Origin of the sequence: Sungkyunkwania multivorans (assembly GCF_042675645.1) — a bacterium.
Lineage (GTDB): Bacteria > Bacteroidota > Bacteroidia > Flavobacteriales > Flavobacteriaceae > Sungkyunkwania > Sungkyunkwania multivorans.
In genome coordinates this window covers 1,093,240-1,118,630 of record NZ_JBHTJH010000004.1, presented here as the reverse complement: position 1 = coordinate 1,118,630, position 25,391 = coordinate 1,093,240, and the positions used below count along the sequence as shown (strand labels likewise).

The following is a 25,391-nucleotide window of genomic DNA, read 5'->3' as shown; positions in this document are numbered from 1 at the left end:
ACTTTTGAAATAGATGTTAGGAATTCTTTTAATATACTTTATCGGGCGATATTTTTACCGGTTAGCAGAAAAATACGATAAGAGCAAATGGGGATTTGCCATAATAGGAGTGCTATCTTATTATGGGGGACTGGCATTATTTGGTTTGACCCTGGGAGTTATTTTAGGGCTAGTTGCTCCTGAAACCTTGGATACAATGAATGAAAGGCTTTTAGGGATACTATTGATTCCGTTTGGAATAGGGAGCTCTTGGGGATTATATGTTTTTCTAAAACGTCGATGGCAGAAGGAAAGCAACTTGGTGGTCGATGAGATCGATGATATCGGAAAGAACGAAATTTAGAAAGAAAAAAGAGGGCTGTTGAGCCCTCTTTTTTCGTTAATATCTTCATTCACTTTCCACAGGCGCCACTTTATTCTTCCGCATCTTCATATTCAAGAACTCCACGAATAATGAGAATGTAATGGCAAAATAAAGGTATCCCTTTGGCACGGATCCGATCGATTGCTCAAAAATGACCGCATGCGACAGGTGCGCACCTTCGGCGATCAGCATGAAACCGATAAGGATCAAGAAGGAAAGCCCCAGAACCTGGATTGAAGGATGTTTGTTCACAAAAGTCCCAACAGGCGTGGCAAAGACCATCATGATGATCACCGATAATACCACCGCAATGATCATAATGGTCAAGGCTCCTTCTAGACCATTGGTCATCCCAACAGCGGTAAGAATCGAATCGAAAGAGAATACAATATTGATCAAGGTGATCTGTACAATTGCCTTACTTAGCGAACTGCTTCGATGTTCTCGCACTTCACGAGCGTCGTGCCCGCGGTCTTCGACCTTTTCATGAATTTCTTTAGTACTCTTGTATAAGAGGAAGAGTCCCCCAACGATTAGGATAAGACTTTGACCAGTAACGTGTGCATCGAACCAGCTAAGCTCGATACTGAACCATGGCTTTTGCATGGCGATCAGATAGCTGATACCAAATAGAAGGATGATACGCATGGCCATGGCCAAGATGAGGCCAATATTGGTTGCACGTTTTCTAAGTTTTACCGGAAGCTTGTCGGCTGCGATCGCAATAAAAATTATATTGTCGATTCCAAGAACGATCTCAAGAAAAGTAAGAGTTACTAACGCACCTAGTGCCTCGGGAGTGGTTAAAAGTTCAAGCATAGCTAGTTCATTTTTGTGGCGGTCCCACGCTGTTTGTTCTTATCGTCGCCAACGATCGAATATTCAAAGGTATAGGAATCACCTTTGGTGTATAGGATCTTCATGTGAATCGCCTTTCGTTCCGACATCGTTTTTGGGTTTATCTTCTTCACGATATATTCACAATCGTTGATCCATCGAATACTTGCACTATCGGCCTTTCCTTGATAGTAATCTATTTCTAGTGTATCGTTGCGCACAAAGGTGGTGGTAACGGTCTCTCCCCCAATAGAAGATTCAAATTGGAAGGACCCATTTTTAAAATCTGCGCAATTTCGTTCTCTCTCGTAACAGGAGTTTAAAGAAACTAGAAAAACAATGGCCAGATATGCGTGTCTCATGAAGTTGTTTTATGACAGCGCAAATTACCAAAAAATTTAGTTTTCATAAACCTTAAAAGACCCATCTTTATAAAAGACCACTATTTTTTCAATACCAGCCCCATCTTTTTTGGGAAACACATTCGGAGGTTGCTCTTCCACCATCGCAGTATTTGAAAGATGTTCCGCTTTTTTTTCCTTAGCTACAATTTCTTGTGGGACAACCTCTGAGGCTGTAAAAAGATCGTCGGTCTTCGGTTTTTCATCCGAGATTATATTTGCACCCGAAACAGATGCTTTAGGAAAAGTACCCTGACCATTGAGTAACCAATAGAGATCGACCTCCTCAAAAGAGGAGAGGATCTTCATCACAAAATCCAAACTAGGTTTATTTCTTCCAGATAAGATATGCGAAATACTAGAGCGCTGCACCCCAATGGTGTCTGCAAAAGAGGAGGCGCTTAAGGCGTAATAATCTAAGATCTTGCGGAGCCTATCTATGAAATCTTCATTGTTTAACATCGTATACAAATGTAACCAGAATACAGATCACATTTGTAACTATTTTTGACCAAAGCCCGCATTTCCCCATAATAAGTGGTACTACATAATTAAACTTTTACTTTAAGTAATATATATAAACTACTGAAATACAAATATTTAAACATCATTATTAAATTAGCTCACTAACTGTGGTTACAAGAATAAATTATCAACAAATAGTTATTTAAATTAGAAAGCAAGATTGTTTACACATGTCACAATTGCTACTTTACAATTGTAAATTACGGATTGTTTACTTTTGTCAACATTGTTTTTTAACATTACTCACATGGAAGCCTTTCCTTACTATAAAGAAACAAGTGTAACTCATAGATATGTCACGCATAAGATGGTGGAGCCGATATTGGAAAAATTACCGCCTGTCTTTAAGGTAGAACGTGTAGGTAGTTCCGTTCGCAAGAACCCGATTCACATGGTGACCATAGGAACTGGGTCAAAATCAATTCTAATGTGGTCGCAGATGCATGGCAATGAAAGTACCACGACCAAGGCATTGCTCGACATGTTCAAGTATCTTCAGCGAGATGATGATTCGATACGCGAACTTCTTTCTAATTGTACATTATATGTAATTCCAATACTCAACCCCGATGGCGCTACAGACTACACACGAGTCAATGCTAACGAGGTGGATCTGAACAGGGATGCTTCTATGCTTTCTCAACCAGAATCTAAAGTGTTGAGAAGTGTTTTTGAGCAAGTGCATCCAGAATTTTGCTTTAACCTACATGATCAGCGGACCATCTTTGGTGTAGGGGATAGTGACCTTCCCGCAACAGTGTCTTTCTTGGCGCCTGCGATGGACGCGAAAAGAACAGTGGATGATGAAAGAAAGCGCAGCATGGAAGTGGTGGCACATATGAATTCGCTCTTACAAGGACTTATTCCGGGGCAAATAGGCCGTTACGATGATACCTTCAATATAAATTGTGTTGGCGATAAGTTCCAATCACGGGGTGTCCCCACCATTCTATTTGAATCGGGGCATTTCCCGGAGGATTATTCCCGGGAGGAGACCAGAAAGTATATATTTCAATCGTTGGTGAGTGCTGTAACCTATATTGCCTTCAATGATGTCGATGGTAAACACTATCGATCATACTTTGATATACCCGAGAATCAGAAGACCTTCAACGACCTTCTTATTAAAGGATATCCTATCAAAAAAAAGCGGCTCGATGTCATATTCCAGTTCAAAGAAGTGCTAGATAACAATAAAATAACATTCGACCCTATATGTTTGAAAATCGGAAACTTAAAAAATTTGAAGGCGCACAAAACCTTTAATTATTCAGAATTATCTTACAAAAAAGAGCTTTCGCAAACGTTTTCGGTTAATAAAAGTGCGTTAAATCTTTTAAAGAATTTTAATGAAGTTAACGATTGGTTAATAAAAATTAGCCAATAGGATAGAGAATTATTGGTTTTTTTTACTTTTCTTTGCATTATTCATAAAATTATGAGAGTAAAAAATATGGCCAAATTCAAGCTAGACGAGATCGATCATCAAATATTAGATATGTTGATCGACAACACTCGTGTTCCATTTACAGATATTGCTAAAAAACTTTTGATATCAGCTGGGACCGTGCATGTGAGAGTGAAAAAGATGGAAGAAGCAGGAATCATCAGAGGTTCTTCATTAACGCTAGATTATGTAAAATTAGGATATTCCTTTATTGCATATGTAGGGATCTTCTTAGAGAAGACGCATCAAACGAAGTTTGTGCTCGAGCGTATCAATGAAATTCCCTATGTAACGGTAGCGCATATCACAACAGGAAAGTTCAATATTTTCTGTAAAGTGAGGGCAAAAGATACCAAGCACGCTAAAGATATCATCTTTATGATCGATGATATTGAAGGAGTCTCCAGGACGGAAACGATGATCTCCCTCGAAGAAAGCATCAACGATAAAAAACGTTTAATGCACTCTATTTTTAACGAATTGTAATATTTATAACAAATCCTTATAAAAACCCGCTAGCAAGGATTTGTTAGCGGGTTTTTTTAGTAATTTCATTGCCGAAAATTAATTGACCAATATGCTACGAAAACCAAGAATTGAACGTTTCAAGCAACATGTGCTTGCCAAATACCAGATATACAACTCTATCTTCATCACCCTGCCATTCGACGAGATCACCAATACGGGGGTGTTGTTGCCATTGTTCAGCGAAGAATGTGAGCGTGGCTATCGCAACAATTTGAACCCGACAGAAATTATAGAGGCATTCTTTAAACGCTACAGCGACGATGCAACGGAAGAGGAGATCATGAACTTGCTGTTCAGGTTTATACAATATATAGAAAGACAGGTGGTACTATTTGATGCGATCGAAGACGCTTCCTTTAGCATTGTGAACAATATGGACGGTCGTGGTACGCTGCGTAGCGTCAAAGAAGAGGCTGAAGATAAAGGGAAGACCCAAGAATTGAAGGAGTACTTAGAGCATTTCAACGTACGGCCAGTACTAACGGCACACCCCACACAATTTTATCCAGGAACCGTCCTAGGTATCATTACCGATCTCGCCTTGGCAATAGAGCGGGATGATCTCGTAACCATAAGAAAACTATTGGCGCAGTTGGGAAAAACACCATTCTTTAAGAAGCAAAAACCCACACCTTTCGATGAAGCTGTGAATCTTGTGTGGTACTTGGAAAATGTATTTTATCATTCCGTAAGTAAGATATACAATTATATACAGCAAAACATATTTGATGGAGGGCAACCGGCGAATGAGATCATCAATTTAGGTTTTTGGCCCGGTGGTGACAGGGATGGAAATCCGTTTGTGACCACTGATATTACTTTAAAGACTGCTGCACGCCTGCGAAGCACCGCCTTAAAGAATTATTATCGCGACGTGCGAAAACTCAAAAGACGCTTGACCTTTGAAGGGGTAGAAGGACCGATAGCGGACCTAGAGCTCAAACTATATGAGAATACTTTCTTATCCAAACCAAAAAAACAAATTCACCTCGACGAATTTGAAAAACAGCTGCAGCAGATCAAGGAAACCCTTATAGAGAAACATCAATCCTTATTCTTAAGCGAGGTAGATGATCTGATCAACAAGGTAAAGCTCTTCGGCTTTCACTTTGCAGCTTTAGACATTCGCCAAGATTCACGCATTCACCACAAGGTAATGCTTAGTCTGGTAGCCGAAACTCGAAAGCAAAAGCTTGGGATCTTCCCTGATGACTATGAGCAACGCTCAGAAGCAGAACAGATAGCGGTACTTCAAAATGTAAAGGGCAGTATTGCGTACAACGATTTGGAAGACGAAATGGCCAAGTCGACCTTGGGCTCTATCCATGCGATGAAAAGTATTCAGCAGACCAATGGAGAACGAGGATGCAATCGCTACATCATTAGTAATAATGGCAGTGTGCTGAATGTAATGGAAGTTTTCGCGATGTTGCATCTATGTGATTGGGAGCAACCAACAGCGGATATCGTTCCTTTATTTGAGACAGTGCCCGATTTGCAGGTAGCACACCAAGTGATGGAGGAGCTTTATACCAATCCAGCCTATGCTGCACACCTAAAAAGCAGGGGAAATAAGCAAACGATCATGCTTGGATTTTCCGATGGTACTAAAGATGGTGGATATTTGATGGCCAACTGGAGTATTTTTAAAGCGAAAGAGGCCTTGACAGAGGTTTCTAGAAAATATGACGTCACCGTCGTTTTCTTCGATGGTAGAGGAGGACCACCAGCTAGAGGTGGTGGTAAGACCCATAAGTTCTATGCTTCCTTGGGAAGTACCGTAGAACATGAAGAAATTCAGCTAACTGTTCAAGGCCAAACGATAAGTTCTAATTTTGGTACGCCCGAGTCATGCCAGTATAACTTGGAGCAATTACTAAGTTCGGGTATTGCCAATGAGGTATTCAATGATTCCAAAGAGGCGTTTGTCGGAGAGGACAAAGAGACCATGCAGCAATTGGCCAATATCAGTTATCAGACCTATGTAGATTTTAAAAATCACCCAAAATTCTTGCCATATCTAGAGCGCATGAGTACGCTTAAATACTACGCCAAGACCAACATCGGTAGCCGTCCCGCCAAACGAGGGAAAAGTGACACCTTGAACTTTTCGGACTTACGTGCCATCCCCTTCGTAGGAAGCTGGAGCCAATTGAAGCAGAACGTTCCTGGTTTTTATGGCGTAGGCACCGCTTTGAAGGCATTTGAAGAAAAGGGAGAGTTCTATAAGGTGAAGTCGCTCTATGAAAATTCCAAGTTCTTTAGAACGCTATTGGAAAACAGTATGATGAGCCTCACCAAATCGTTTTTCAAGCTCACGGCCTATATGCAAGAAGATGAGGAGTTTGGTGATTTCTGGAAGTTGATCTACGAAGAATATCAACTGACAAAGAAGTTATTGCTCAAGTTGACTGGCTATTCGCAATTGATGGAGAATCAATTAGCGGCAAAGGCATCCATACAAATGCGCGAGCGCATTGTGTTGCCGTTATTGACCATTCAGCAATTTGCCTTGAAAAAGGTACAAGACATGAGTAAAGAAAAAGGTGCGGATAAAAAGAGGATGGAGATCTATGAGAAGATGGTCACCCGATCGCTCTTTGGAAATATCAATGCCAGTAGGAATTCGGCATAACAAATATAATATGAGCAAAACAATCGACTTCCTTAATTCCTTGGATCATAGAGAGCTTGCTTATTTCTATAAGTATAAAAGTAAGTCTTATACGAAGCCCACTCAAGAGGTAATCGAAAATTATCTGTTTCAAAAAAGAGGTATGAATATCGAATATCTTGAACGCCTGTTGACAGAAAAAAAAAAGAAAGATGATACGCATTCTTGTCCTAGATGTGGTTCTTCCAAATTGAGACGAGATAGGGTCGAAGTTCTAAATAATAGTTCTTCAAAAGGAAGTCAGATTGCAGGATTGGATCAATATTCTTCAGGAAGAGTGATTTATGATAGCAATGTTATTTGTAATGTCTGCGGTTTTTGGATTTCGGATGTCAATGATCAAGGCCCGAGACAGAAGAGTTCAATATTAGAAAGAATCTTTGATTTTTTTATTCGATTATGAAAACATCACAACTACAATCGTCTGAGTACCATCCGTACTACGCGCCATATATTGAGGCGCTGGGTGAGACGGACTTGGTAACCGCCTTAAAGAAAGGAAGAGACGAATTCGTCAATTTTTTAGAGGCCATACCTGAAGATAAATGGCAATATGCCTATGCCGAGGGAAAATGGACCATTGCGCAATTAGTATTGCACCTTATCGATGCCGAACGGGTCTTTCAGTATCGCGCCCTGCGTTTTTCAAGAAAGGATAGGACGGATATCCCAGGATTTGAGCAAGACAACTATGTTGCGACCTCCGATGCCCAGCATCGAGACAAGCACAGTTTGATTGAGGAATATACGGCCGTTAGGAATGCGGGCATTCATCTTTTTGAAAATTTTACCGATGAAATGTTGCTCGCCATTGGAACGGCGAATAAAACGCAAATGTCGGTAAGGGCCTTGGGTTTTGTGATCTCTGGTCATCAAAGGCACCATCAAAAAGTGATACAGGAAAGGTATCTCTAGAAAGGACAGAGGACACAGGCAAGTTCTTCTATTCGTCATCATCGATGGTTACCATGCCAGCATTTTCATCGGCATTGATGACCTCGATAGGTGTATCCTGATCGAAATTGGTCATCGTGTAATGTAGCTTGCTGTGGATCTTTACAAGATAGACCGTATCATCTGTCTTGACCTCTACAGCCTCAATGACGTGGTTGTGATGGTCCTCAAAGGTAATAATGTCATTATCCCCATATCCATCTGGATACTTCTCCATGAGTAGCTGTAGTATCTCAGGGGTTAATTTTCTGTGGTCAACGATCTTACGAAGCATAGAAATAGTTCTTAGGGTTAGTGATTTCTAAATAGTCTTCGAAAAAAAAGCTCTTTCGTAAAGGTCGGTGTATTAAAAAGAATTCCCGTCCTTATAAAATTACGATTAATTTTAAAATGATATAAGTTTATGTGTTCCAAATTATTTCGAATAATACTCGAAAGCGCTCAAAATAAGATTGTTAGATACTTTTTTGTCAATTAATGTCTTACCTATATCCGAAAGTAACACAAAGTTGATATTGCCATGCGAGTTCTTCTTATCGTACTTCAAAAGTTCGATGATCTCTTGGATGTCCTTTGCTGTGAAACTAACCGGCTCGTATAGCCCCTTGATCACGTTCTTTATCTCGTCTAGTTTGTCCTTCGGAAAGCCTTCCTGCTTGTGCGAGATATAGGTTGCCAAGACCATACCGATGGCGATGGCTTCGCCATGTAACAGATCGGTCTTATCATCATTTGATAAAAAGTAGGATTCGATGGCATGACCCAGCGTATGTCCATAATTCAACGTCTTCCTTAACCCCTGTTCAGTGGGGTCTACCGTTACCACATGATTTTTGATCATCACCGATTCATGGATCAGGCTGTCTAGGTCATCTGTCGTTATTGAAGCAAGGTCGATCATTTTTTTCCAATAGGCCTCATCGTAGATCAATCCGTGTTTCAACATTTCAGCCAAACCGCTTCTCATTTCATTCTGTGGCAATGTGGCGAGATAATTGGTGTCGATCATCACCATTTTAGGAGTGTTGATCACGCCGATCTGGTTTTTCAAAGTTCCAAGGTCGATGCCTGTTTTTCCTCCAACCGAGGCATCTACCATAGAGAGTAAGGTCGTGGGCACATTGATATAATCGATTCCTCTCTTAAAGGTAGAGGCCACAAAACCTCCAAGGTCGGTAACGACACCTCCACCAACATTGATCATCAATGCCTTTCGGTCGCCATCCAATTCGGACATGGCGTTCCACACCCCCACGCAAGTTTCGATGTTCTTGAAGTGCTCGCCTGCTTCGATCTCTATGATCTCAATTTCGAAAGTGGTAGTAACATACGACAAGAAAGTGGGCAAGCAAAGCTCGTGCGTATTACTATCCACCAAAATGAACACCTTAGAATAATTGCTAGCGGCCAAGTGCTTGTTCAGTGCTTCATAACTATGCTCATTAAAGTGAACGAAGTAATCATTGGATCGTATCGAGGTCATCTAAAGTGTTGTCGTTAATAGGGCAGTCGGGACTACTTTCAGGAATGAAATAAAAGAAACAACCGCCTTGTTGATTTCGAGAGCAAATTAACACCTTTTTCGGTAAAAAAATAAATGCCCTTCAACTATATTTGCATTGCGAAATCAGCAATTAATGGATAGAATTTTTGACAATACCGAAAAAGCCTTTGCGCTCAAAAAAGATTCTGAATTAGAAAGAGCCTATTTTTTGTTCAAGATGATTGCGAACGAACCTTTGGTTCGCATTGGTACAGCGGTAACCAACTTCGCGCTGAAGGCACATCTGCCAGTAGAAGGATTGATACGTGCTACAGTATTCGACCATTTCTGTGGTGGTACTACCGAGGACGACTGCCTTCAATTGGTAGACAGGATGTATGACTATGGCGTAAGCGCTATTTTGGATTATTCTGTAGAAGGAAAAGAAGAGGAGTCACAATTCGATGCCGCTATGCAAAAGAAGATCTCCCTGATCGAATTTGCAAAGAACAAAGATGCGATCTCCTTTGCTGTACTGAAACCCACAGCTTTAGGAAGATTTGCCCTCTGGCAAAAGGTTACCGAGCAAGGAGATCTATCCGATAAGGAACAACAGGAATGGCAGCGCATTGAAAACCGCATCGACGCCATTTGCCAGCGCGCAGCAGCCTGTGAGGTGTATTTGCTGATCGATGGTGAAGAGAGTTGGATGCAAGATGCAGCAGATGAGTTGGTAGAGAAGATGATGCGACGTTACAACGAAGAAAAAGCCTATATCTTCAATACAGTGCAATGCTACCGATGGGATCGTATGGATTATGTAAAAAAATTGCACGAAAAAGCGAAAACCGATGGTTTTAAAGTCGGTTTGAAGATCGTGCGTGGCGCCTATATGGAAAAAGAGGCAGAGCGTGCCAAGGAGAAAGGATATCAGAACCCTATCTGCGCAAGTAAACAAGCAACCGATGAGAACTTTAACAAGGTGATGGCCTATATAATGAATGACCTCGACGTTTTCTCATTATTTGTTGGTTCGCATAATGAAGCAAGTAACTATCTAGCAATGGAGCTCATGCGCGATTTGGGTATTGCAAACAACGATCATCGCATTTGGTTTGGCCAACTCTTGGGAATGAGCGACCATCTCACCTTCAATTTAGCTGCGGAAGGCTACAATAGTGTAAAGTTGATTCCATTTGGTCCTGTCAAGGATGTGATGCCCTATTTAATACGAAGAGCTCAAGAGAACACCTCGGTCGCTGGACAAACTACCAGAGAATTGGACCTTCTAAAAAAGGAAAAGGAACGACGTGGGATCTAACAGTTTTTAACACTTATTGTAAGCGGTTTTCTTTAGCTTCTGAGTATCTTCAAATGATATTAATCACCAACCGATCAACAATGAGAAAGCCGCCATTCACTTTCTTAGCATGCATTATGCTAGGGATTTGTTTTCTTTCGTGTTCTTCAGAAAAGAAAACAGAACAAGGAAACACCTTTGCGATAGATTATGAAAAATTCACGCTAGACAATGGGCTAGAGGTGGTTTTGCATAAAGATAGTTCGGACCCGATCGTGGCCGTGGCCACAGTGATCCATGTAGGGTCCAATCGCGAAAAGCCTGGAAGGACGGGCTTCGCCCATTTCTTTGAGCACATGTCATTCAATGACTCGGAAAATGTACCTCGAGGTGCCAATAGAAAAGTGATTCCAGAGTGGGGTGGAAGTAGAAATGGTGGCACCTGGAGCGATGGCACCATCTACTACGAGGTCGTTCCCAAAGATGCATTTGAAAAGATCATGTGGATAGATTCCGATCGTTTGGGATATATGATCAATACCGTCACTGAGGAGGCGTTAGAAAGAGAAAAACAAGTGGTAAAAAACGAGAAACGACAGCGTGTAGATAATGCACCCTATGGATATACCAATGAGATCATCAGAAAACACCTATATCCAGAGGGACATCCCTATAATTGGACGGTGATCGGTTCATTGCCAGATCTTCAAGCTGCTACGCTCGAAGACGTAAAGGAGTTTTACGAGCAATTTTACGGTGCAGGCAATGCCACATTGGTCATTGCAGGAGATATCGATATCGCCGAGACCAAAGAATCTGTAAAGAAGTGGTTTGGAGAAATAAGAAAAGGCCCCGAAGTATCACGCCTATCTCCGCAGCCTGTGGCATTGACCGAGACAAAGTCGCTTTATTTCGAAGATAATTTCGCCAAGCTACCCGAACTACGATTAGTATTTCCTACTGTTGAATCCTATCATAAAGATGAGTATGCATTGAATATTCTAGGTGAGTTATTAAGTGGAAGTAAAAGATCACCGATTTACAAAACAATTGTAGAAGAAAAGAAATTAGCACCAAATGCAAGCAGTTATAATAGGAGTAGCGAGCTCGCAGGAGAGTTCGTTATCCGCGTCAGGGCCAATGCATCGAGCGATCTGGATTCGGTAAAGGTCGCCCTAGATGAAGCGTTAAAGCAATTTGAAACCAACCGTTTTTCAGATAATGAGCTGAAGCGTATCAAGGCCGAGTTAGAGACTGACCTCTACAATGGGGTAAGTACCATTCTAAACAAAGCGTTTCAATTAGCTCAGGATAATGAATATGCCGGCGACCCAAGCTACATCACTAAGGCGGCACAGCTAACGAATGCTGTCACTAAAGAAGATGTGATGCGTGTGTTTGATCAATATATAAAGGGAAAACACTTCGTGATGACCAGTGTTGTACCCAAAGGGCAGGTCGGTCTTGCAGTGACCGATGCATCCGAGGCAGCGGTCTGGCAAGAAAAGATCGTAGCGGATGTCGCCAGCGAGGAAGTCTCTCAAGGTGAAGAAGCGGTCTATGAAAAGACAAAGACAAAGATCGATCGTTCGGAACCTGATTTTGGAGATTTGCCATTGTTCAAAGCCCCCGAAATATGGACAAGCAGTCTTCCCAACGGAATGGAGCTCTATGGCATCTTTAGTGATGAAGTGCCCTTGGTCAATTTTAATATCACTATTCAGGGAGGGCATCAATTGGATACCATGGAAAAGTCTGGAGTCGCAAATTTGATGACCGATCTTATGATGGAGGGAACTGCGAATAGGACCCCGGCAGAACTGGAAGAAGCGATCGGTCTGTTGGGTGCTAATATTAACATGTTCAGCGGCAGAGAAAATATCGTCATCGCCGGTAATTGCTTAGCGAAGAATTTCGAAGCAACCCTTGCCTTGGTCGAAGAGATCCTTTTGCAACCGCGTTGGGATAAACAAGAATTTGAACGCCTTAAGAAAGCGCTTCAAACCAGATTGAAGGGAAGGGAGGCCAACCCTTCGGCCATTGCATCCCTAGCATTTGATAAGCTTATCTATGGCGATGATCATATTTTTAGCCTTCCAACCTCTGGCACCTTGGAAACGGTTTCAAGCATTAGTTTGGAGGACCTTAAAAATTATTACTCAGGCTATATTTCACCTTCGCTAGCCTCATTTCATGTTGCTGGTTTCGTCAAAAAAGACAGGGTAGAGAAGGCGTTGAGTGGCTTATCTGAAAAATGGAAGCCGAAGGCGGTCGAGTTGCCGTCTTTTCAATTGCCGAGGGAATCGCACGCAGGAAAAATATTCTTCATCGACGTTCCTGGAGCAAAGCAATCGGTCATATATGCTGGTAAGTTGGCTTTATCTGCAACGGATGCGAATGCTAACAACCTACGATTTGCCAATGAGATCCTTGGAGGAGGATCAAGTGGCCGCCTGTTTCAGACCTTGCGAATAGAAAAGGGATATACGTACGGTGCAGGCTCTAGAATAAGGACGAGCAAAGAGATTGCGCCCTTTCTCGTAAGAACCAGCGTGCGGGCTAATGCGACGCTTCCATCTTTGCAAATTATTGAAGACCTAGTAGGAAATTATGGCAAAACCTTCTCGGAAGCTGATGTTGAAACGACAAAAGAGAAAATACTCAAGGCAAGCACCAGGGCCTATGAATCACTTGGGCAGAAACTGGATATTCTAAATCAAATAAGTAGCTACTCGAAACCGCTGAACTATCTTGAGGTCGATCAAAAAGAATTGGTAGAGATGTCTTTGGAGGATTTCAAAAAGGTGATCGCTAGGTATTTGAATGAAGATGAAATGTTCTACCTTGTTGTTGGTGACAAAGCGACACAACTTGATATGGTAAATAAGTTTGGAAAAGGGGAGGCCATAGAACTGGACATCTACGGGAATAGCCTTGGGGCTGTTCAATTATAAGAATGATCAGGAAATTTGTGTAGCTCGCCAAAATTCTCGGGCCATTTTATTTTAGAAAGCTAATACTATGAAAAGTGGCGATGCTATCGCAATTGGTGACTTTGACCTCTACGGGAGCTTCTTTGATATGTCCCTCGATCAAATAGACCTTGCAAGAATCCAATTGAGTGTCGCTTCTGGAAAAATCGACATCACCATTTTTTAAAATAGTGGAGATGTCAATCGTGTCGATCTTATTTGTTTCGAAGAGCGCACTTACCTCTTTGGCATAGTGATGTTCTTTGAGGCCGATATTCTTCAGAACTCTGGCATTTGGGCCATAGCTGCACGAGGTTTCTTTCCCGCTGAGAAAGAAGGCCAGTAAAATCAATCCTATTGAGAAACCACCTAGATAGAACCCTAATCTTCGTAAAAAACTCATAAATGCCAATTAAGGATGCAAAAATAAGAATTCTAAAAGATCAATAGGTTGATATCGCTATAAGAAAGATCAAACCAGTCGGCGACCGATTTGTTGGTCAAGATACCATGATAAAAGTAAAGCCCACTTTTAAGGCCGCGATCAAAACGCAATGAATTCTCTAAACCACCATCCTCAGCGATCTTCAAGAGGTAAGGGGTGAAGATGTTACTCAAGGAGACCGATGCCGTTCTCGAATATCTAGCAGGAATATTTGGCACACAATAGTGTATCACATTATGTTTTATAAAGGTTGGGTGGTCGTGTGTGGTAACTTCGCTCGTCTCAAAACATCCACCCATGTCGATGCTTACATCGATGATGACGGCGCCAGATTTCATATGTTCTACCATGGTCTCGGTGACCAAAATAGGAGATCGGTTTTTGCCTCGTACCGCACCGATGACCACATCGCATCGCTTTAGTGCCTTTAACAGGTTCTTTGGCTGAATGGTGGAAGTATAAATGGGTCTTCCCAAATGGGTTTGGATCGTTCTTAATTTAGTGATAGAGTTGTCAAAGACCTTCACATTAGCTCCCAAACCGATAGCACCTCTTGCTGCATATTCACCAACGGTCCCAGCACCTAGGATGACCACTTCCGTTGGAGGGACACCGCTAATGTTGCCAAGCATAAGACCATTGCCATCCCCCGATTTGGCCATGAGTTCGGCAGCGATAAGCACGGAGGCTGTTCCAGCGATCTCGCTTAGCGTTCTTACGGCGGGATAGGTACCATCCTCATCACGAATAAATTCGAAGCCGAGCGCAGTGATCCTTTTGCTCGCAATGGCTTCGAAGTATTTTTTTGATTGGGTTTTAAGCTGTATGGCCGAAATTAGGATGGTCTGTGGGTTGATCAGTTCGATCTCTTGCATTGATGGTGGCTCTACCTTTAAGATCATCGGGCAGGAGAATACTTTTTTAGTGTCGTTGGTGATCTCCGCACCCGCTTCGCTGTAATCCTTATCCGAAAAATTGGCCCCTTTGCCCGCTTTGGATTCTATGAGCACCCGATGTCCATGCGCCACAATGGCGGCAACTGCGTCTGGAGTCAGGCATACGCGTTTCTCTTGATAGGAGGTTTCTTTTGGGATACCGATGAAGAGTTCACCCTTTTTTCTCAGGATCTCTAAGGTCTCTTCTTGAGGAAGTAATTGCTGCTTGGTAAAGGGCGATAGCGGTTGTTTAGACATGCACGGTAGTTTTAGCCAAATTACAAAAACTACTTTAAACTTTAAAGATGAAGCGTTTTATAACTCTCCTTTTTCTTTAAGTTCTTTTTCCATTTTTTCCAAATCAATCCCAAGAATGTACTTGTCAAATAATTTTATCCGTATCCAATAAACAAGAGGTATAATTACCATCATAATTGGAATAATGTAATAAATTTCAACTTCGTCAACATATTTGATGTCATCGTTTAATGCGCCAAATAGCTGGAAGGAGTACATGCTGATTGGAATAAGGATCACATGGTACCACCAGTGCCTGCAAGTGGTAAACCAAAGACTGCAAATTAAAAGGGGTACAAATTTTGACATGATGTTCCAAAATGCCATATAGGCACTCCCATAATAGGAACTGTCGTACGTAAAAAAAGGGGTTTCCCAGATTTTTGCATCGGGAACCCCTTCGTATAAATAAAATATAAACGGAGTAATCGCCACTAAAGCGGCAACAATACTACCCGTTAGAAGGCTTAACCATTTTTGATTTGTCGACTCCGATTTCGATTGGGTCCGTTTCGTAAAGATTTTCATCCTCTGTAGTGCTGTCCTGGTTACATGATACTAATAAAGTTGCTCCAAACATCGCTACTGCTACTAATGATAAATACTTTCTTGTCTTCATTTTACTAGGGTTATAAGGTTAATAGGTTTGAGATAATTATGCTACAAACCTAGCCAAAAATAACTTGTTAAAAATGAATACTTTAATTGTATATTTGTTAGTTTGCTCTGTGGGCAAGTCTAAGTAAATATAGCCATAAGTGAAGAAAGGATAAAAATAATTCTTTTTTTAAAATGTAACTACCTTTTTATCAATTATTTATGATAATTGATCTTTGAGCAGCAGAAGTCAAAGCTTATCATAACTCGCCTTTTTCCTCAAGCTCCTTCTCAATTTTTTCGAGATCGATGCCCAACACATATTTCTCAAAAAGTCGGATACGGATCCAATAGACGATTGGCACAATGATCATCATTATTGGGATGAGCCAATAGAACTCTACCTCGTCGTATTTCTTGATGTCATCATTGATCGCCGTAAATAATTGGAAGGCATACATGAACAACGGGACCAATATGGCATGGTACCACCAATGTCTACAGGTAAAGAACCAGATGGTCAAAAGCAACAACGGTACGAACTTCCCTAAATATATCCATACCGAGACATTGACATCTCCTTGAAATTTACTTTCGTAGGTAAAGAACGGAGTCTCCCACACTGCCTCGTGTGGAAGACCCTCGTATGAATAAAATATGTAAGGTGTTATTACTAGAATGATCGCAATGAGACTACCCGTGAGTAGGTTGCTTGATCTTGATATTTTTGTCGACTCCGATTTCGATTGGGTCTGTTTCGTAAAGATTTTCATCCTCTGTGGTGCTATCTTGGTTACACGATACTAATAAAGTTGCTCCAAAGATCGCTACTGCTACTAATGATAAATACTTTCTTGTCTTCATTTTACTAGGGTTATAAGGTTAATAGGTTTGAGATAATTATGCTACAAACCTAGCACAAAATAACTTGTTAAAAATGAATACTTTAATTGTATATTTGTTAGTTTGCTCTGTGGGCAAGTCTAAGTAAATATAGACATAAGTGAAGAAAGGATAAAATTAATCCTTTTTTTCGATAGTAACTTCCTTTTTATCAATTATTTAAGATCTTCAGTTTCCTGAAGTCATTTTCTAAGACCTCAATTTTTACTGTTGAATGCGCCTCTGGCACTAGATTGCGAATGCGTTCTGGCCATTCTATAAAACACCAGTTATCCGAATAAAAATACTCTTCAACACCAATGTCATACGCTTCAATTTCATCTTCGATCCTATAAAAGTCAAAATGGTAAAGGTCTCCATTATCGCTCTCGTGCTCATTCACTAGTGAAAAGGTTGGGCTAGAGATCGGAGTACTGACTCCAAGCCTCTTCGCGATCGACTTTATCAAAGTGGTTTTACCCGCACCCATCGCGCCCTCAAGTGTGACAACCTTATGCTCAATATTTTCTAAGACCTTGTCTGCAACCGATTCTATGTCGCTCAATTGATACGTAAACTCCATTTGCAATTAATTATTGTGCAAAAATAAGTCACAATCAAAAAAACCCGACATCACATGCTGAGATTAATTGCAAATACTATCTAAAAAAGAAAACTATTTTGGGCTAAGTACCACGAACGGAATGATCATCTCTTCCATGGAGACACCGCCATGTTGGTAGGTGTTCCTGTAGTAATTCACGTAGTGATTGTAATTGTTAGGATAGGCGAAGAATAGATCGCCCTTTGCAAAAATATACGAGCTACTAACATTTATCGTAGGAAGGTGAATGCTTTTCGGATCCCTGGCTGCTAGGACATCCTTTTCCTCGTAGGTGAGGCTTCGTCCTGTCTTATATCTAAGATTTAAACTGGTTTCACGATCGCCGATCACCTTCGAAGGGTTCTTTACATTGATGGTGCCATGGTCGGTGGTGATGATCAACTTAAAACCTAATTGTTGCGCCTGTTGAATGATGTCTAGCAGTGGACTGTTCTTGAACCAGCTTTGTGTTAAGGAGCGATATGCCTTATCAGTGCTCGCTAGTTCTTTAATGACCTCCATGTCTGTTTTGGAGTGCGAGATCATGTCCACAAAATTATAAACTAGAACGGTCAGGTCATTGTCTTTTTGTGACCTGAAGTTTTCAGCAAGTTTCTTTCCTGCGCGCAAACTAGAGATCTTATGGTATTCCCACTTCAATTGAAGTCCCAATCTTTTGAACTGTGCGTCCAAAAATTCGGCCTCGAACATATTCTTTCCTCCTTCATCATTATCATTCTTCCATAGGTTGGGATGCAATCTTTCCATATCGGCTGGCATCAACCCAGAGAAAATGGCATTACGCGCATATTGTGTGGCCGTCGGTAGAATGCTTATATAACTTTCCTCTTTCTGTTTTTTGTAATGATTGGACAATATTGGTTCAAACGCTTTCCATTGATCGTATCTCAGATTGTCTATTACGATCAAAAGGGTAGGCTGGTTCTCTATTTCTGGCATGATCATCCTTCTAAATAGGGTATGCGACATTACTGGGGCATCGTCGTCAAACCAATTGGGATAATTCTTGTCGATGAATTTACCAAATTGACTATTCGCCTCGACCTTTTGAGATTCTAGGATCTCGAACATCCCGCTATCTTCGATATTCTCTAGCTCTATTTCCCAATAGATCAGTTTTTGATAAAGTTCTACCCAGTCCTCGATAGAGTTCACCATGGCCATGTCCATAGCGATCTTTCTAAATTCTTGTTGGTAACTCGAGGTGGTCTTTTCGGACACCAGCCTCGAATGGTCCAGATTCTTCTTTAGACTCAGTAATATCTGATTCGGGTTGACCGGTTTTATGAGATAATCTGCAATTTTAGATCCGATGGCCTCCTCCATGATGTATTCTTCCTCACTTTTGGTGATCATCACCACCGGTAAGGTAGCATTTTTAGCTTTGATCTCGTTCAGCGTTTCCAGCCCGGTCAGTCCTGGCATATTCTCATCGAGAAAGACGATATCAAAATTCTCATCCTCTAGCAGCTCGATGGCCTCGGTTCCGCTCTGGCAAGTAGAAACATTGTAATTTTTTTTCTCAAGAAAAATTATATGTGGTTTAAGCAGGTCGATCTCGTCATCGACCCAAAGTACTCTAATGTCATCCATATGGTTATCTTTGCGTGAATAAAATTAACGCTTTCAGCTTGAATAAAAGAAACAAACTAAAAATATTGAACGATCCGATTTATGGCTTTATTACAATTCCTAATGCCTTGATCTTTGATCTGATCGAACATAAATATTTTCAGCGGCTTCGCAGAATATCTCAGATGGGACTTTCCTATCTTGTCTATCCAGGAGCACATCATACGCGTTTTCACCATGCTTTGGGTTGCATGCATTTGATGGGGAAGGCCGTAGATGTCCTTAATTTTAAGGGAGTTATAATTTCTGAAGCTGAAAAAGAGGCGCTTCAAATAGCTATTTTATTGCACGATATCGGTCACGGCCCCTTCTCCCATGCCATGGAAAACAGTATCGTAGATGGGGTTCATCACGAGGAGATCTCCTTGCTTTTTATGGAAGTTTTGAATAAAGAGTTTAACGGGAAATTAACATTGGCGATCGATATTTTTAAAGGTAATTACCATCGGAATTTTATGAGTCAGCTGATCTCTGGCCAACTGGATATGGACAGAACTGATTATCTAAAGAGAGATAGTTTCTATACAGGAGTGGCAGAAGGCAATATCAACTCAGAGCGATTGATCACCATGCTCAATGTGGTCAATGACGAGTTGGTCGTTGAAGAAAAGGGAATTTATTCTATAGAAAAGTTTCTCGTAGCACGCAGATTGATGTACTGGCAGGTATATCTTCATAAAACGAGTATCGTCGCAGAAATGTTATTGATCCGTGTTCTAAAGCGCGCTAAAGAATTAGTGAGTAGAAAAGTGAACTTGTCCTGTAGTAAGGCACTGTCGTTCTTTTTATATAACCAGATATCGCTTGAAGACTTCGATGATAACATTCTCGAACTCTTTGGCAGTCTGGATGACGTTGATATCGTCTCTGCAATGAAAGAATGGCAGCATCATGAGGATTTTGTTCTTTCCAATCTCTGTAAAATGATCGTGAATCGCGACTTGCTGAAGATAAAGATGAAGAACAAACCGGTATCACAAGAAAACGTGACGCTTGAAATGGCCAAGCTTGTAGATCGATATAACATCTCATTGGACGAGGCCGCTTATTTCGTGTTTACTGGAGAAGTTTCCAATACCGCTTACGATAATGATAAACAGAGAATTAGTATTTTAAAGAAAACGGGGAAAGTGGTCGACGTGGTCAAAGCGTCAGACGAGTTGAATCTGAAGGCACTTTCTAAAAGGGTGACGAAATATTATATGTGTTCCCCAAAAGAAAAACTTTAACACATTTTTTATACTTTTGCCAAAATGAAGTTCACAGCAAACCAAATAGCCGGTATTTTAGAAGGCGAAGTTGTAGGAAATCCTGATGTTGAGGTCTCTAAACTATCAAAGATCGAAGAGGGTACAAAAGGCTCTTTGACCTTTTTAGCCAATCCAAAATATACTTCTTTCATATATTCTACCGAAGCTTCCATTACCATCGTAAATAAAACCTTCGAGGCTGAACAGGACATACAAACGACCTTGATAAAGGTGGAAGATGCCTATAAGTCGTTTTCGAAACTATTGGAATATTACAATCAGGTAAAGTTGAATAAGACAGGTGTTGAACAGCCAGTTTTTATCTCAGAGTCTGCCGTCTATGGCGAAAATATTTACGTAGGTGCCTTTTCCTATATCGGTGAAAATGTGAAAATTGGGGCCAATGTGAAGATATACCCCAATGTCTATATTGGAGATAATGTTGTTATTTCCGACAATGTCATTGTCTTTGCAGGGGCAAAGATCTATTCAGAAAGTATCATCGGACACGATTGTGTCATCCATAGTGGTGCCGTGGTCGGTGCCGATGGCTTTGGGTTTGCTCCTAACGAGAAAGGCGAATTTCAAAAGGTTCCACAAACCGGCAATGTGATCTTAGAGGATCATGTGGACATTGGTGCTGGTACTACCATCGACCGTGCAACTCTAGGCTCTACTGTTATACGCAGAGGTGTAAAGTTGGACAATCAAATTCAGATCGCACATAATGTGGAGATTGGAGAGAATACTGTAATTGCCGCACAGACTGGGGTCGCAGGCTCCACTAAAATTGGGAAAAACTGCATGATCGGCGGCCAGGTGGGCATCGTTGGACATATAACCATCGGCGATAATGTAAAAATTCAAGCACAATCTGGTATTGGTAGAAATATTAAGGACAACGAAGTGTTACAAGGTTCACCAGCGCTTAATTATGGTGATTACAATAAGTCTTACGTACATTTTAAGAACTTGCCTAAATTGGCTAATTCAATTCATCAATTAGAGAAAAAGATAAAAGACAATGAGTAACTTGGTTTCTAAGCAACGTACCATTGCAAAAGAAGTGACCCTCAAAGGAGTTGGGCTACATACGGGGAAAGATGTGACCATGACATTCAAACCAGCCGATGTAAATCACGGTTATGCATTTATGAGAGTAGATCTGGAAGGCAATCCAGTGATCGAGGCAGATGCCAATTATGTCACCAACACCCAAAGGGGAACCAACTTAGAAAAGAAGGGTGTGAAGATACAGACATCAGAGCACGTTTTGGCGGCTTTGGTCGGCTTGGAGATCGATAACGTACTTATCGAACTTGATGCTTCCGAACCACCGATCATGGATGGTTCTGCGAAGTATTTTGTCGAAGCGCTAGAAAAAGCGGGGATTGTTGATCAAGAAGCTGATAGGGAAGAATACATCGTTAGAGATGTTATTTCTTATACCGATGAAGAAACGGGGAGTGAGATCACTGTTATACCTGCAGAGACCTATCAGGTTACGACGATGGTAGATTTTGGCACCAAGGTGCTTGGTACCCAAAACGCAACCTTAAAAAATCTTTCAGAATTTAAGAACGAGATCGCCGATGCTAGAACTTTTAGTTTCTTGCACGAGTTAGAAATGCTCTTAGAGCATGGGCTCATAAAGGGTGGCGACCTAAATAATGCGATCGTCTATGTAGACAAGGAACTGTCTACTGACACCATGGAAAAACTGAAAGTCGCCTTCAAAAAGGATTCCATCGCTGTAAAACCGAACGGTATATTAGATAACTTGACACTGCATTATCCCAATGAGGCCGCCAGGCATAAGCTTCTAGACGTCGTAGGTGACTTGGCGCTTACTGGCACACGCATCAGAGGGAAAGTGATTGCAAATAAACCAGGGCATTTTGTAAACACACAATTTGCAAAGAAGCTCTCAAAGATCATCAAGATAGAGAAACGAAATAAAGTGCCTTCGTACGATTTGCACAAAGAACCTTTGATGGATGTCACCAAGATCATGAATATGCTGCCGCACAGGCCACCGTTCTTATTGGTAGATAAGATCTTGGAACTTTCGGACAAGCACGTGGTCGGAGTGAAGAACGTAACCATGAACGAACCCTTTTTTGCAGGACACTTCCCAGGCGCTCCTGTAATGCCAGGGGTGCTTCAAGTCGAAGCGATGGCTCAGACGGGTGGTATATTAGTGCTTAGTACCGTGCCAGATCCTGAAAACTATCTTACTTTCTTCATGAAAATAGATAAGGTGAAGTTCAAGCAAATGGTGCATCCCGGTGACACGTTGATCTTTAAGCTCGAATTACTTTCACCGATAAGAAGAGGTATTTGCCATATGCAGGGATATGCCTATGCCAATGGGAAATTAGTGACCGAGGCCGAATTGATGGCTCAAATCTTAAAAAAGAAAGACTAAAATATGAATCAACCATTAGCATATGTGCATCCAGGCGCTAAGATCGCGAAGAACGTGGTAATAGAGCCCTTCACCACTATTCACAATAATGTGGTCATTGGTGAAGGAACGTGGATCGGCTCTAATGTGACCATAATGGAAGGAGCGCGTATCGGTAAGAATTGCAATATATTTCCAGGTGCGGTAATCTCTGCACCTCCGCAAGACCTAAAATATAAGGGAGAGGAAACCACAGCCGAAATAGGGGATAATGTGACCATCAGGGAATGCGTGACCATCAACAAGGGTACCGCAGATCGAATGAAGACGAAGATCGGCAATAATTGTCTGATCATGGCCTATTGTCATATTGCCCATGACTGTATCGTTGGTGACAATTGTATCTTCTCTAATAATAGTACCCTGGCGGGTCATATCAACGTGGGTGATTACGTTATTTTGGCAGGTATGACCGCCGTGCATCAGTTTTGTTCGGTTGGAAATCACGCCTTTGTAACTGGAGGGTCTTTGGTGCGAAAAGATGTGCCGCCATATGTAAAGGCAGCACGTGAACCACTTTCGTACGTGGGAATCAATTCCGTAGGATTACGAAGAAGAGGCTATTCGACCGATAAGATACGCGAAATACAAAACATCTATAGGATCCTTTATCAAAAGAACTATAACAACTCTCAGGCAGCAGAGATCATTGAGGCCGAGATGGAAGCAACATCAGAAAGGGATGAAATTCTTCAGTTCATCAAGGATTCCCAACGAGGTATCATGAAAGGGTACTTCTCAAATTCATAAATCAAAACTTATCATAATAGCAATACCATGGCATCAACCTCAGATATAAGAAAAGGACTTTGTATCAAATACAATCATGACATCTATAAGATCATCGAATTCTTGCATGTAAAGCCAGGCAAGGGACCTGCTTTTGTTCGTACAAAGCTAAAGAGCGTAACCTCAGGAAAAGTTATCGATAACACTTTTTCCGCAGGTCATAAAATAGATGACGTTCGTGTAGAAACGCATAAGTTTCAGTTCTTGTACAACGAAGGAGAGACCTATCATTTTATGCATACAGAGGATTACTCCCAGATAGCGCTTCAAAAGGACGCCTTAGATGCGCCAGACCTTATGAAAGAAGGTGAGATCGTCACGGTGATCATCAATACCGAGGATAATGCACCGCTTTCTGTTGAGATGCCGCAAAGCGTAATTCTCGAAGTCACGCACACAGAACCGGGAGTTAAAGGAAATACCGCGACCAACGCCACCAAGCCCGCAACGGTTGAGACGGGGGCTCGCGTCAATGTTCCTTTATTCATCAATGAAGGAGATAAGATCAAGATAGAGACCGAGAAGGGAACCTATCAAGAAAGGGTCAAAGAATAATAAACAATTCAAAATTTCATAAATTCCGAATTGACTGAGCCATTTTTCAGGAGATTCGGGATTTTTTTTTATAAGTTTGTTCGCCTATGCGTTTTCCACAACCACATACATTAAAACAGATCGCTACCATTATCGATGCCGAATTCGTTGGAAAAGACGATTTCCCTGTATTGGGCATGAATGAGATCCATGTGGTTTCCCCAGGAGATATCGTTTTTGTTGACCATCCAAAATATTATGAGAAGGCCTTACAATCGGCTGCCACCATTGTATTGATCAACAAACAAGTCGATTGCCCAGAAGGGAAAGCCCTGTTGATAAGTGACGATCCATTCAGGGATTTCAACAAACTAACAGAATACTTTAAACCTTTTGAAAGATCCGACGCATTGATCTCTTCCAGTGCGACTATTGGAGCGCATACCGTTATTCAGCCTGGTGCTTTCATTGGAAACAATGTGGTCATAGGAGATCATTGCGTTATTCACTCGAACGTGAGCATCTATGATGACACGGTCATCGGAAACAATGTGACCATTCATGCGGGTACCGTATTGGGAGCCGATGCCTTTTATTACAAAAATCGCCCCGAGGGATTCGACAAACTCAAATCTGGCGGAAGAGTGGTAATTGAGGACCATGTGGATCTCGGTGCTTTATGTACGATCGACAGAGGAGTCACGGGAGACACGACCATAAAAGAAGGCACCAAGATCGATAACCAGGTCCATGTAGGTCACGATACCGTTATTGGAAAGAAATGCTTGATCGCCTCACAGACCGGAATTGCCGGCTGTGCGATCATCGAGGACGAAGTAACGCTTTGGGGACAGGTTGGGATAACGAGCGGAGCGACCATAGGTGCCAAATCTGTCATATCTGCACAATCGGGTGTGAGCAAATCCTTGGATGGCAATAAACGCTATTTTGGCAGTCCTGCCCAAGAATTTAGGGTGATCTATAAAGAATTGGCCGCTTTGAGACAGTTGCCCGGCATCATAGAAAAATTGAAAAAGAAAAATGAGTAAATCAATTAAAAAACTGGTAAGAGATTTTTACAACTCCGATGCCTATAAGAACGAGGAGGTGATGAAGTCGTTTTTGCATCCTGAGGTGGAACTTCATTGGAGTAGTAGTGATGGTTTTATCAAATTGGACTTTGATGGATTTGTGAATCTAGTATCAAATCTAAAGAATACCTATCGCTCATTAAGAGCAGATATTAGCCATGTGATAAGAGAAGACGACAAGGTCTGTGTTAGATATACCTATCATGTAAGAACCATAGAGAATCCTGATGAAGAAATGCCATTGGCACATTTTATGACCATTTGGGAAGTAAAGGACGGAAAGCTCTATCGCGGGTATGAACTTAGTCAGCTTGCGGATGCCGACCCGGTGAACCTCGCTTCCTATCGGAAAAAATAAGGCT

The 25,391-nt window shown here is 41.5% G+C and carries 26 protein-coding genes; 15 read left to right on the top strand and 11 right to left on the bottom strand.

The features are described 5' to 3' along the window. Window positions 1–13 precede the first annotated feature (13 nt). Complete coding sequence (locus ACFQ1M_RS08105; protein ID WP_386406577.1) at window positions 14–343, top strand: hypothetical protein; 330 nt, start codon at window positions 14–16, stop codon at window positions 341–343. Between the two features lie 45 nt (window positions 344–388). Here the strand turns inward: ACFQ1M_RS08105 and ACFQ1M_RS08100 are convergent, their stop codons facing one another. The 3 genes from ACFQ1M_RS08100 to ACFQ1M_RS08090 are packed head-to-tail and all read right to left on the bottom strand — an operon-like array spanning window position 389 to window position 2,064. Beyond that, entirely contained in the window at window positions 389–1,183 is a 795-nt protein-coding gene (locus ACFQ1M_RS08100; RefSeq protein ID WP_386406574.1) for a TerC family protein, read from the bottom strand. A gap of 2 nt (window positions 1,184–1,185) precedes the next feature. After that, window positions 1,186–1,563 (bottom strand): DNA topoisomerase IV, encoded by a 378-nt coding sequence (locus ACFQ1M_RS08095; protein WP_386406571.1) that lies wholly within the window; start codon window positions 1,561–1,563, stop codon window positions 1,186–1,188. 36 nt (window positions 1,564–1,599) lie between these two features. After that, window positions 1,600–2,064 (bottom strand): helix-turn-helix domain-containing protein, encoded by a 465-nt coding sequence (locus tag ACFQ1M_RS08090; RefSeq protein WP_386406568.1) that lies wholly within the window; start codon window positions 2,062–2,064, stop codon window positions 1,600–1,602. A 310-nt stretch (window positions 2,065–2,374) separates the two neighbouring features. On the opposite strand from ACFQ1M_RS08090, the gene ACFQ1M_RS08085 reads away from it, so the two are divergent. From ACFQ1M_RS08085 to ACFQ1M_RS08065, 5 genes are all read left to right on the top strand, one after another. Further along, entirely contained in the window at window positions 2,375–3,514 is a 1,140-nt protein-coding gene (locus ACFQ1M_RS08085; RefSeq protein ID WP_386406565.1) for a M14 family metallopeptidase, read from the top strand. A 66-nt stretch (window positions 3,515–3,580) separates the two neighbouring features. Continuing rightward, window positions 3,581–4,060 carry an Lrp/AsnC family transcriptional regulator gene (locus tag ACFQ1M_RS08080; RefSeq protein ID WP_386407087.1) on the top strand — a complete coding sequence of 160 codons (480 nt, stop codon included), beginning with the start codon at window positions 3,581–3,583 and terminating at the stop codon, window positions 4,058–4,060. A gap of 91 nt (window positions 4,061–4,151) precedes the next feature. Beyond that, complete coding sequence (locus ACFQ1M_RS08075) at window positions 4,152–6,737, top strand: phosphoenolpyruvate carboxylase (RefSeq protein WP_386406562.1); 2,586 nt, start codon at window positions 4,152–4,154, stop codon at window positions 6,735–6,737. 10 nt (window positions 6,738–6,747) lie between these two features. Next, window positions 6,748–7,179 carry a hypothetical protein gene (locus tag ACFQ1M_RS08070; RefSeq protein ID WP_386406559.1) on the top strand — a complete coding sequence of 144 codons (432 nt, stop codon included), beginning with the start codon at window positions 6,748–6,750 and terminating at the stop codon, window positions 7,177–7,179. Then, complete coding sequence (locus ACFQ1M_RS08065) at window positions 7,176–7,691, top strand: DinB family protein (protein WP_386406556.1); 516 nt, start codon at window positions 7,176–7,178, stop codon at window positions 7,689–7,691. Before ACFQ1M_RS08070 ends, ACFQ1M_RS08065 begins: the two co-directional genes overlap by 4 nt. A 28-nt stretch (window positions 7,692–7,719) precedes the next feature. Here ACFQ1M_RS08065 and ACFQ1M_RS08060 read toward each other — a convergent pair whose 3' ends face one another. Together ACFQ1M_RS08060 and aroB are read right to left on the bottom strand one after the other, a co-directional pair. Further along, window positions 7,720–8,004 carry a hypothetical protein gene (locus ACFQ1M_RS08060; RefSeq protein WP_386406553.1) on the bottom strand — a complete coding sequence of 95 codons (285 nt, stop codon included), beginning with the start codon at window positions 8,002–8,004 and terminating at the stop codon, window positions 7,720–7,722. A gap of 141 nt (window positions 8,005–8,145) precedes the next feature. Further along, complete coding sequence (aroB, locus tag ACFQ1M_RS08055) at window positions 8,146–9,213, bottom strand: 3-dehydroquinate synthase (RefSeq protein WP_386406550.1); 1,068 nt, start codon at window positions 9,211–9,213, stop codon at window positions 8,146–8,148. A gap of 154 nt (window positions 9,214–9,367) precedes the next feature. Here aroB and ACFQ1M_RS08050 point away from each other — a divergent pair, with 154 nt between their 5' ends. After that, entirely contained in the window at window positions 9,368–10,534 is a 1,167-nt protein-coding gene (locus ACFQ1M_RS08050) for a proline dehydrogenase family protein (RefSeq protein ID WP_386406547.1), read from the top strand. 80 nt (window positions 10,535–10,614) lie between these two features. Beyond that, window positions 10,615–13,467 (top strand): M16 family metallopeptidase, encoded by a 2,853-nt coding sequence (locus ACFQ1M_RS08045; RefSeq protein ID WP_386406544.1) that lies wholly within the window; start codon window positions 10,615–10,617, stop codon window positions 13,465–13,467. A 46-nt stretch (window positions 13,468–13,513) separates the two neighbouring features. On the opposite strand, the gene ACFQ1M_RS08040 is transcribed toward ACFQ1M_RS08045, so the two are convergent. From ACFQ1M_RS08040 to porX, 6 genes are all read right to left on the bottom strand, one after another. Then, window positions 13,514–13,888, bottom strand: coding sequence for a hypothetical protein (locus ACFQ1M_RS08040; protein WP_386406541.1), 375 nt, complete (start codon window positions 13,886–13,888; stop codon window positions 13,514–13,516). Between the two features lie 32 nt (window positions 13,889–13,920). After that, on the bottom strand, window positions 13,921–15,123 hold the full coding sequence (locus tag ACFQ1M_RS08035) for an alanine dehydrogenase (RefSeq protein ID WP_386406538.1): 1,203 nt from the start codon (window positions 15,121–15,123) through the stop codon (window positions 13,921–13,923). A gap of 57 nt (window positions 15,124–15,180) precedes the next feature. After that, window positions 15,181–15,690 carry a hypothetical protein gene (locus tag ACFQ1M_RS08030; protein WP_386406535.1) on the bottom strand — a complete coding sequence of 170 codons (510 nt, stop codon included), beginning with the start codon at window positions 15,688–15,690 and terminating at the stop codon, window positions 15,181–15,183. 329 nt (window positions 15,691–16,019) lie between these two features. After that, the gene (locus ACFQ1M_RS08025; protein WP_386406532.1) at window positions 16,020–16,532 is read right to left on the bottom strand and encodes a hypothetical protein; all 513 of its coding nucleotides are present in this window, start codon (window positions 16,530–16,532) and stop codon (window positions 16,020–16,022) included. A 281-nt stretch (window positions 16,533–16,813) separates the two neighbouring features. After that, the gene (gene tsaE, locus ACFQ1M_RS08020; protein WP_386406529.1) at window positions 16,814–17,224 is read right to left on the bottom strand and encodes a tRNA (adenosine(37)-N6)-threonylcarbamoyltransferase complex ATPase subunit type 1 TsaE; all 411 of its coding nucleotides are present in this window, start codon (window positions 17,222–17,224) and stop codon (window positions 16,814–16,816) included. A 93-nt stretch (window positions 17,225–17,317) separates the two neighbouring features. Next, complete coding sequence (gene porX / locus ACFQ1M_RS08015; protein ID WP_386406526.1) at window positions 17,318–18,859, bottom strand: T9SS response regulator signal transducer PorX; 1,542 nt, start codon at window positions 18,857–18,859, stop codon at window positions 17,318–17,320. Between the two features lie 38 nt (window positions 18,860–18,897). Between porX and ACFQ1M_RS08010 the strand changes: the two genes are divergently transcribed. The 7 genes from ACFQ1M_RS08010 to ACFQ1M_RS07980 all read left to right on the top strand — a co-directional run bounded on the left by ACFQ1M_RS08010 (window position 18,898) and on the right by ACFQ1M_RS07980 (window position 25,387). Continuing rightward, window positions 18,898–20,127 carry an HD domain-containing protein gene (locus ACFQ1M_RS08010; RefSeq protein WP_386406523.1) on the top strand — a complete coding sequence of 410 codons (1,230 nt, stop codon included), beginning with the start codon at window positions 18,898–18,900 and terminating at the stop codon, window positions 20,125–20,127. Window positions 20,128–20,151: 24 nt separating this feature from the next. Then, the gene (gene lpxD / locus ACFQ1M_RS08005; protein WP_386406520.1) at window positions 20,152–21,180 is read left to right on the top strand and encodes a UDP-3-O-(3-hydroxymyristoyl)glucosamine N-acyltransferase; all 1,029 of its coding nucleotides are present in this window, start codon (window positions 20,152–20,154) and stop codon (window positions 21,178–21,180) included. Then, the gene (locus ACFQ1M_RS08000) at window positions 21,173–22,576 is read left to right on the top strand and encodes a bifunctional UDP-3-O-[3-hydroxymyristoyl] N-acetylglucosamine deacetylase/3-hydroxyacyl-ACP dehydratase (RefSeq protein WP_386406517.1); all 1,404 of its coding nucleotides are present in this window, start codon (window positions 21,173–21,175) and stop codon (window positions 22,574–22,576) included. The genes lpxD and ACFQ1M_RS08000 overlap by 8 nt, the downstream gene beginning before the upstream one ends. A gap of 3 nt (window positions 22,577–22,579) precedes the next feature. Continuing rightward, window positions 22,580–23,365: an acyl-ACP--UDP-N-acetylglucosamine O-acyltransferase gene (gene lpxA, locus ACFQ1M_RS07995; RefSeq protein ID WP_386406514.1), complete on the top strand. Its 786-nt coding sequence runs from the start codon at window positions 22,580–22,582 to the stop codon at window positions 23,363–23,365. A gap of 27 nt (window positions 23,366–23,392) precedes the next feature. Further along, entirely contained in the window at window positions 23,393–23,959 is a 567-nt protein-coding gene (efp, locus tag ACFQ1M_RS07990; RefSeq protein ID WP_386406511.1) for an elongation factor P, read from the top strand. A gap of 86 nt (window positions 23,960–24,045) precedes the next feature. Further along, a complete protein-coding gene (locus ACFQ1M_RS07985; protein ID WP_386406508.1) occupies window positions 24,046–24,987 on the top strand; it encodes a UDP-3-O-(3-hydroxymyristoyl)glucosamine N-acyltransferase in 942 nt (313 codons plus the stop codon). Further along, window positions 24,980–25,387, top strand: a complete 408-nt coding sequence (locus ACFQ1M_RS07980) for a nuclear transport factor 2 family protein (RefSeq protein ID WP_386406505.1) — start codon at window positions 24,980–24,982, stop codon at window positions 25,385–25,387. Before ACFQ1M_RS07985 ends, ACFQ1M_RS07980 begins: the two co-directional genes overlap by 8 nt. Window positions 25,388–25,391: the final 4 nt, after the last annotated feature.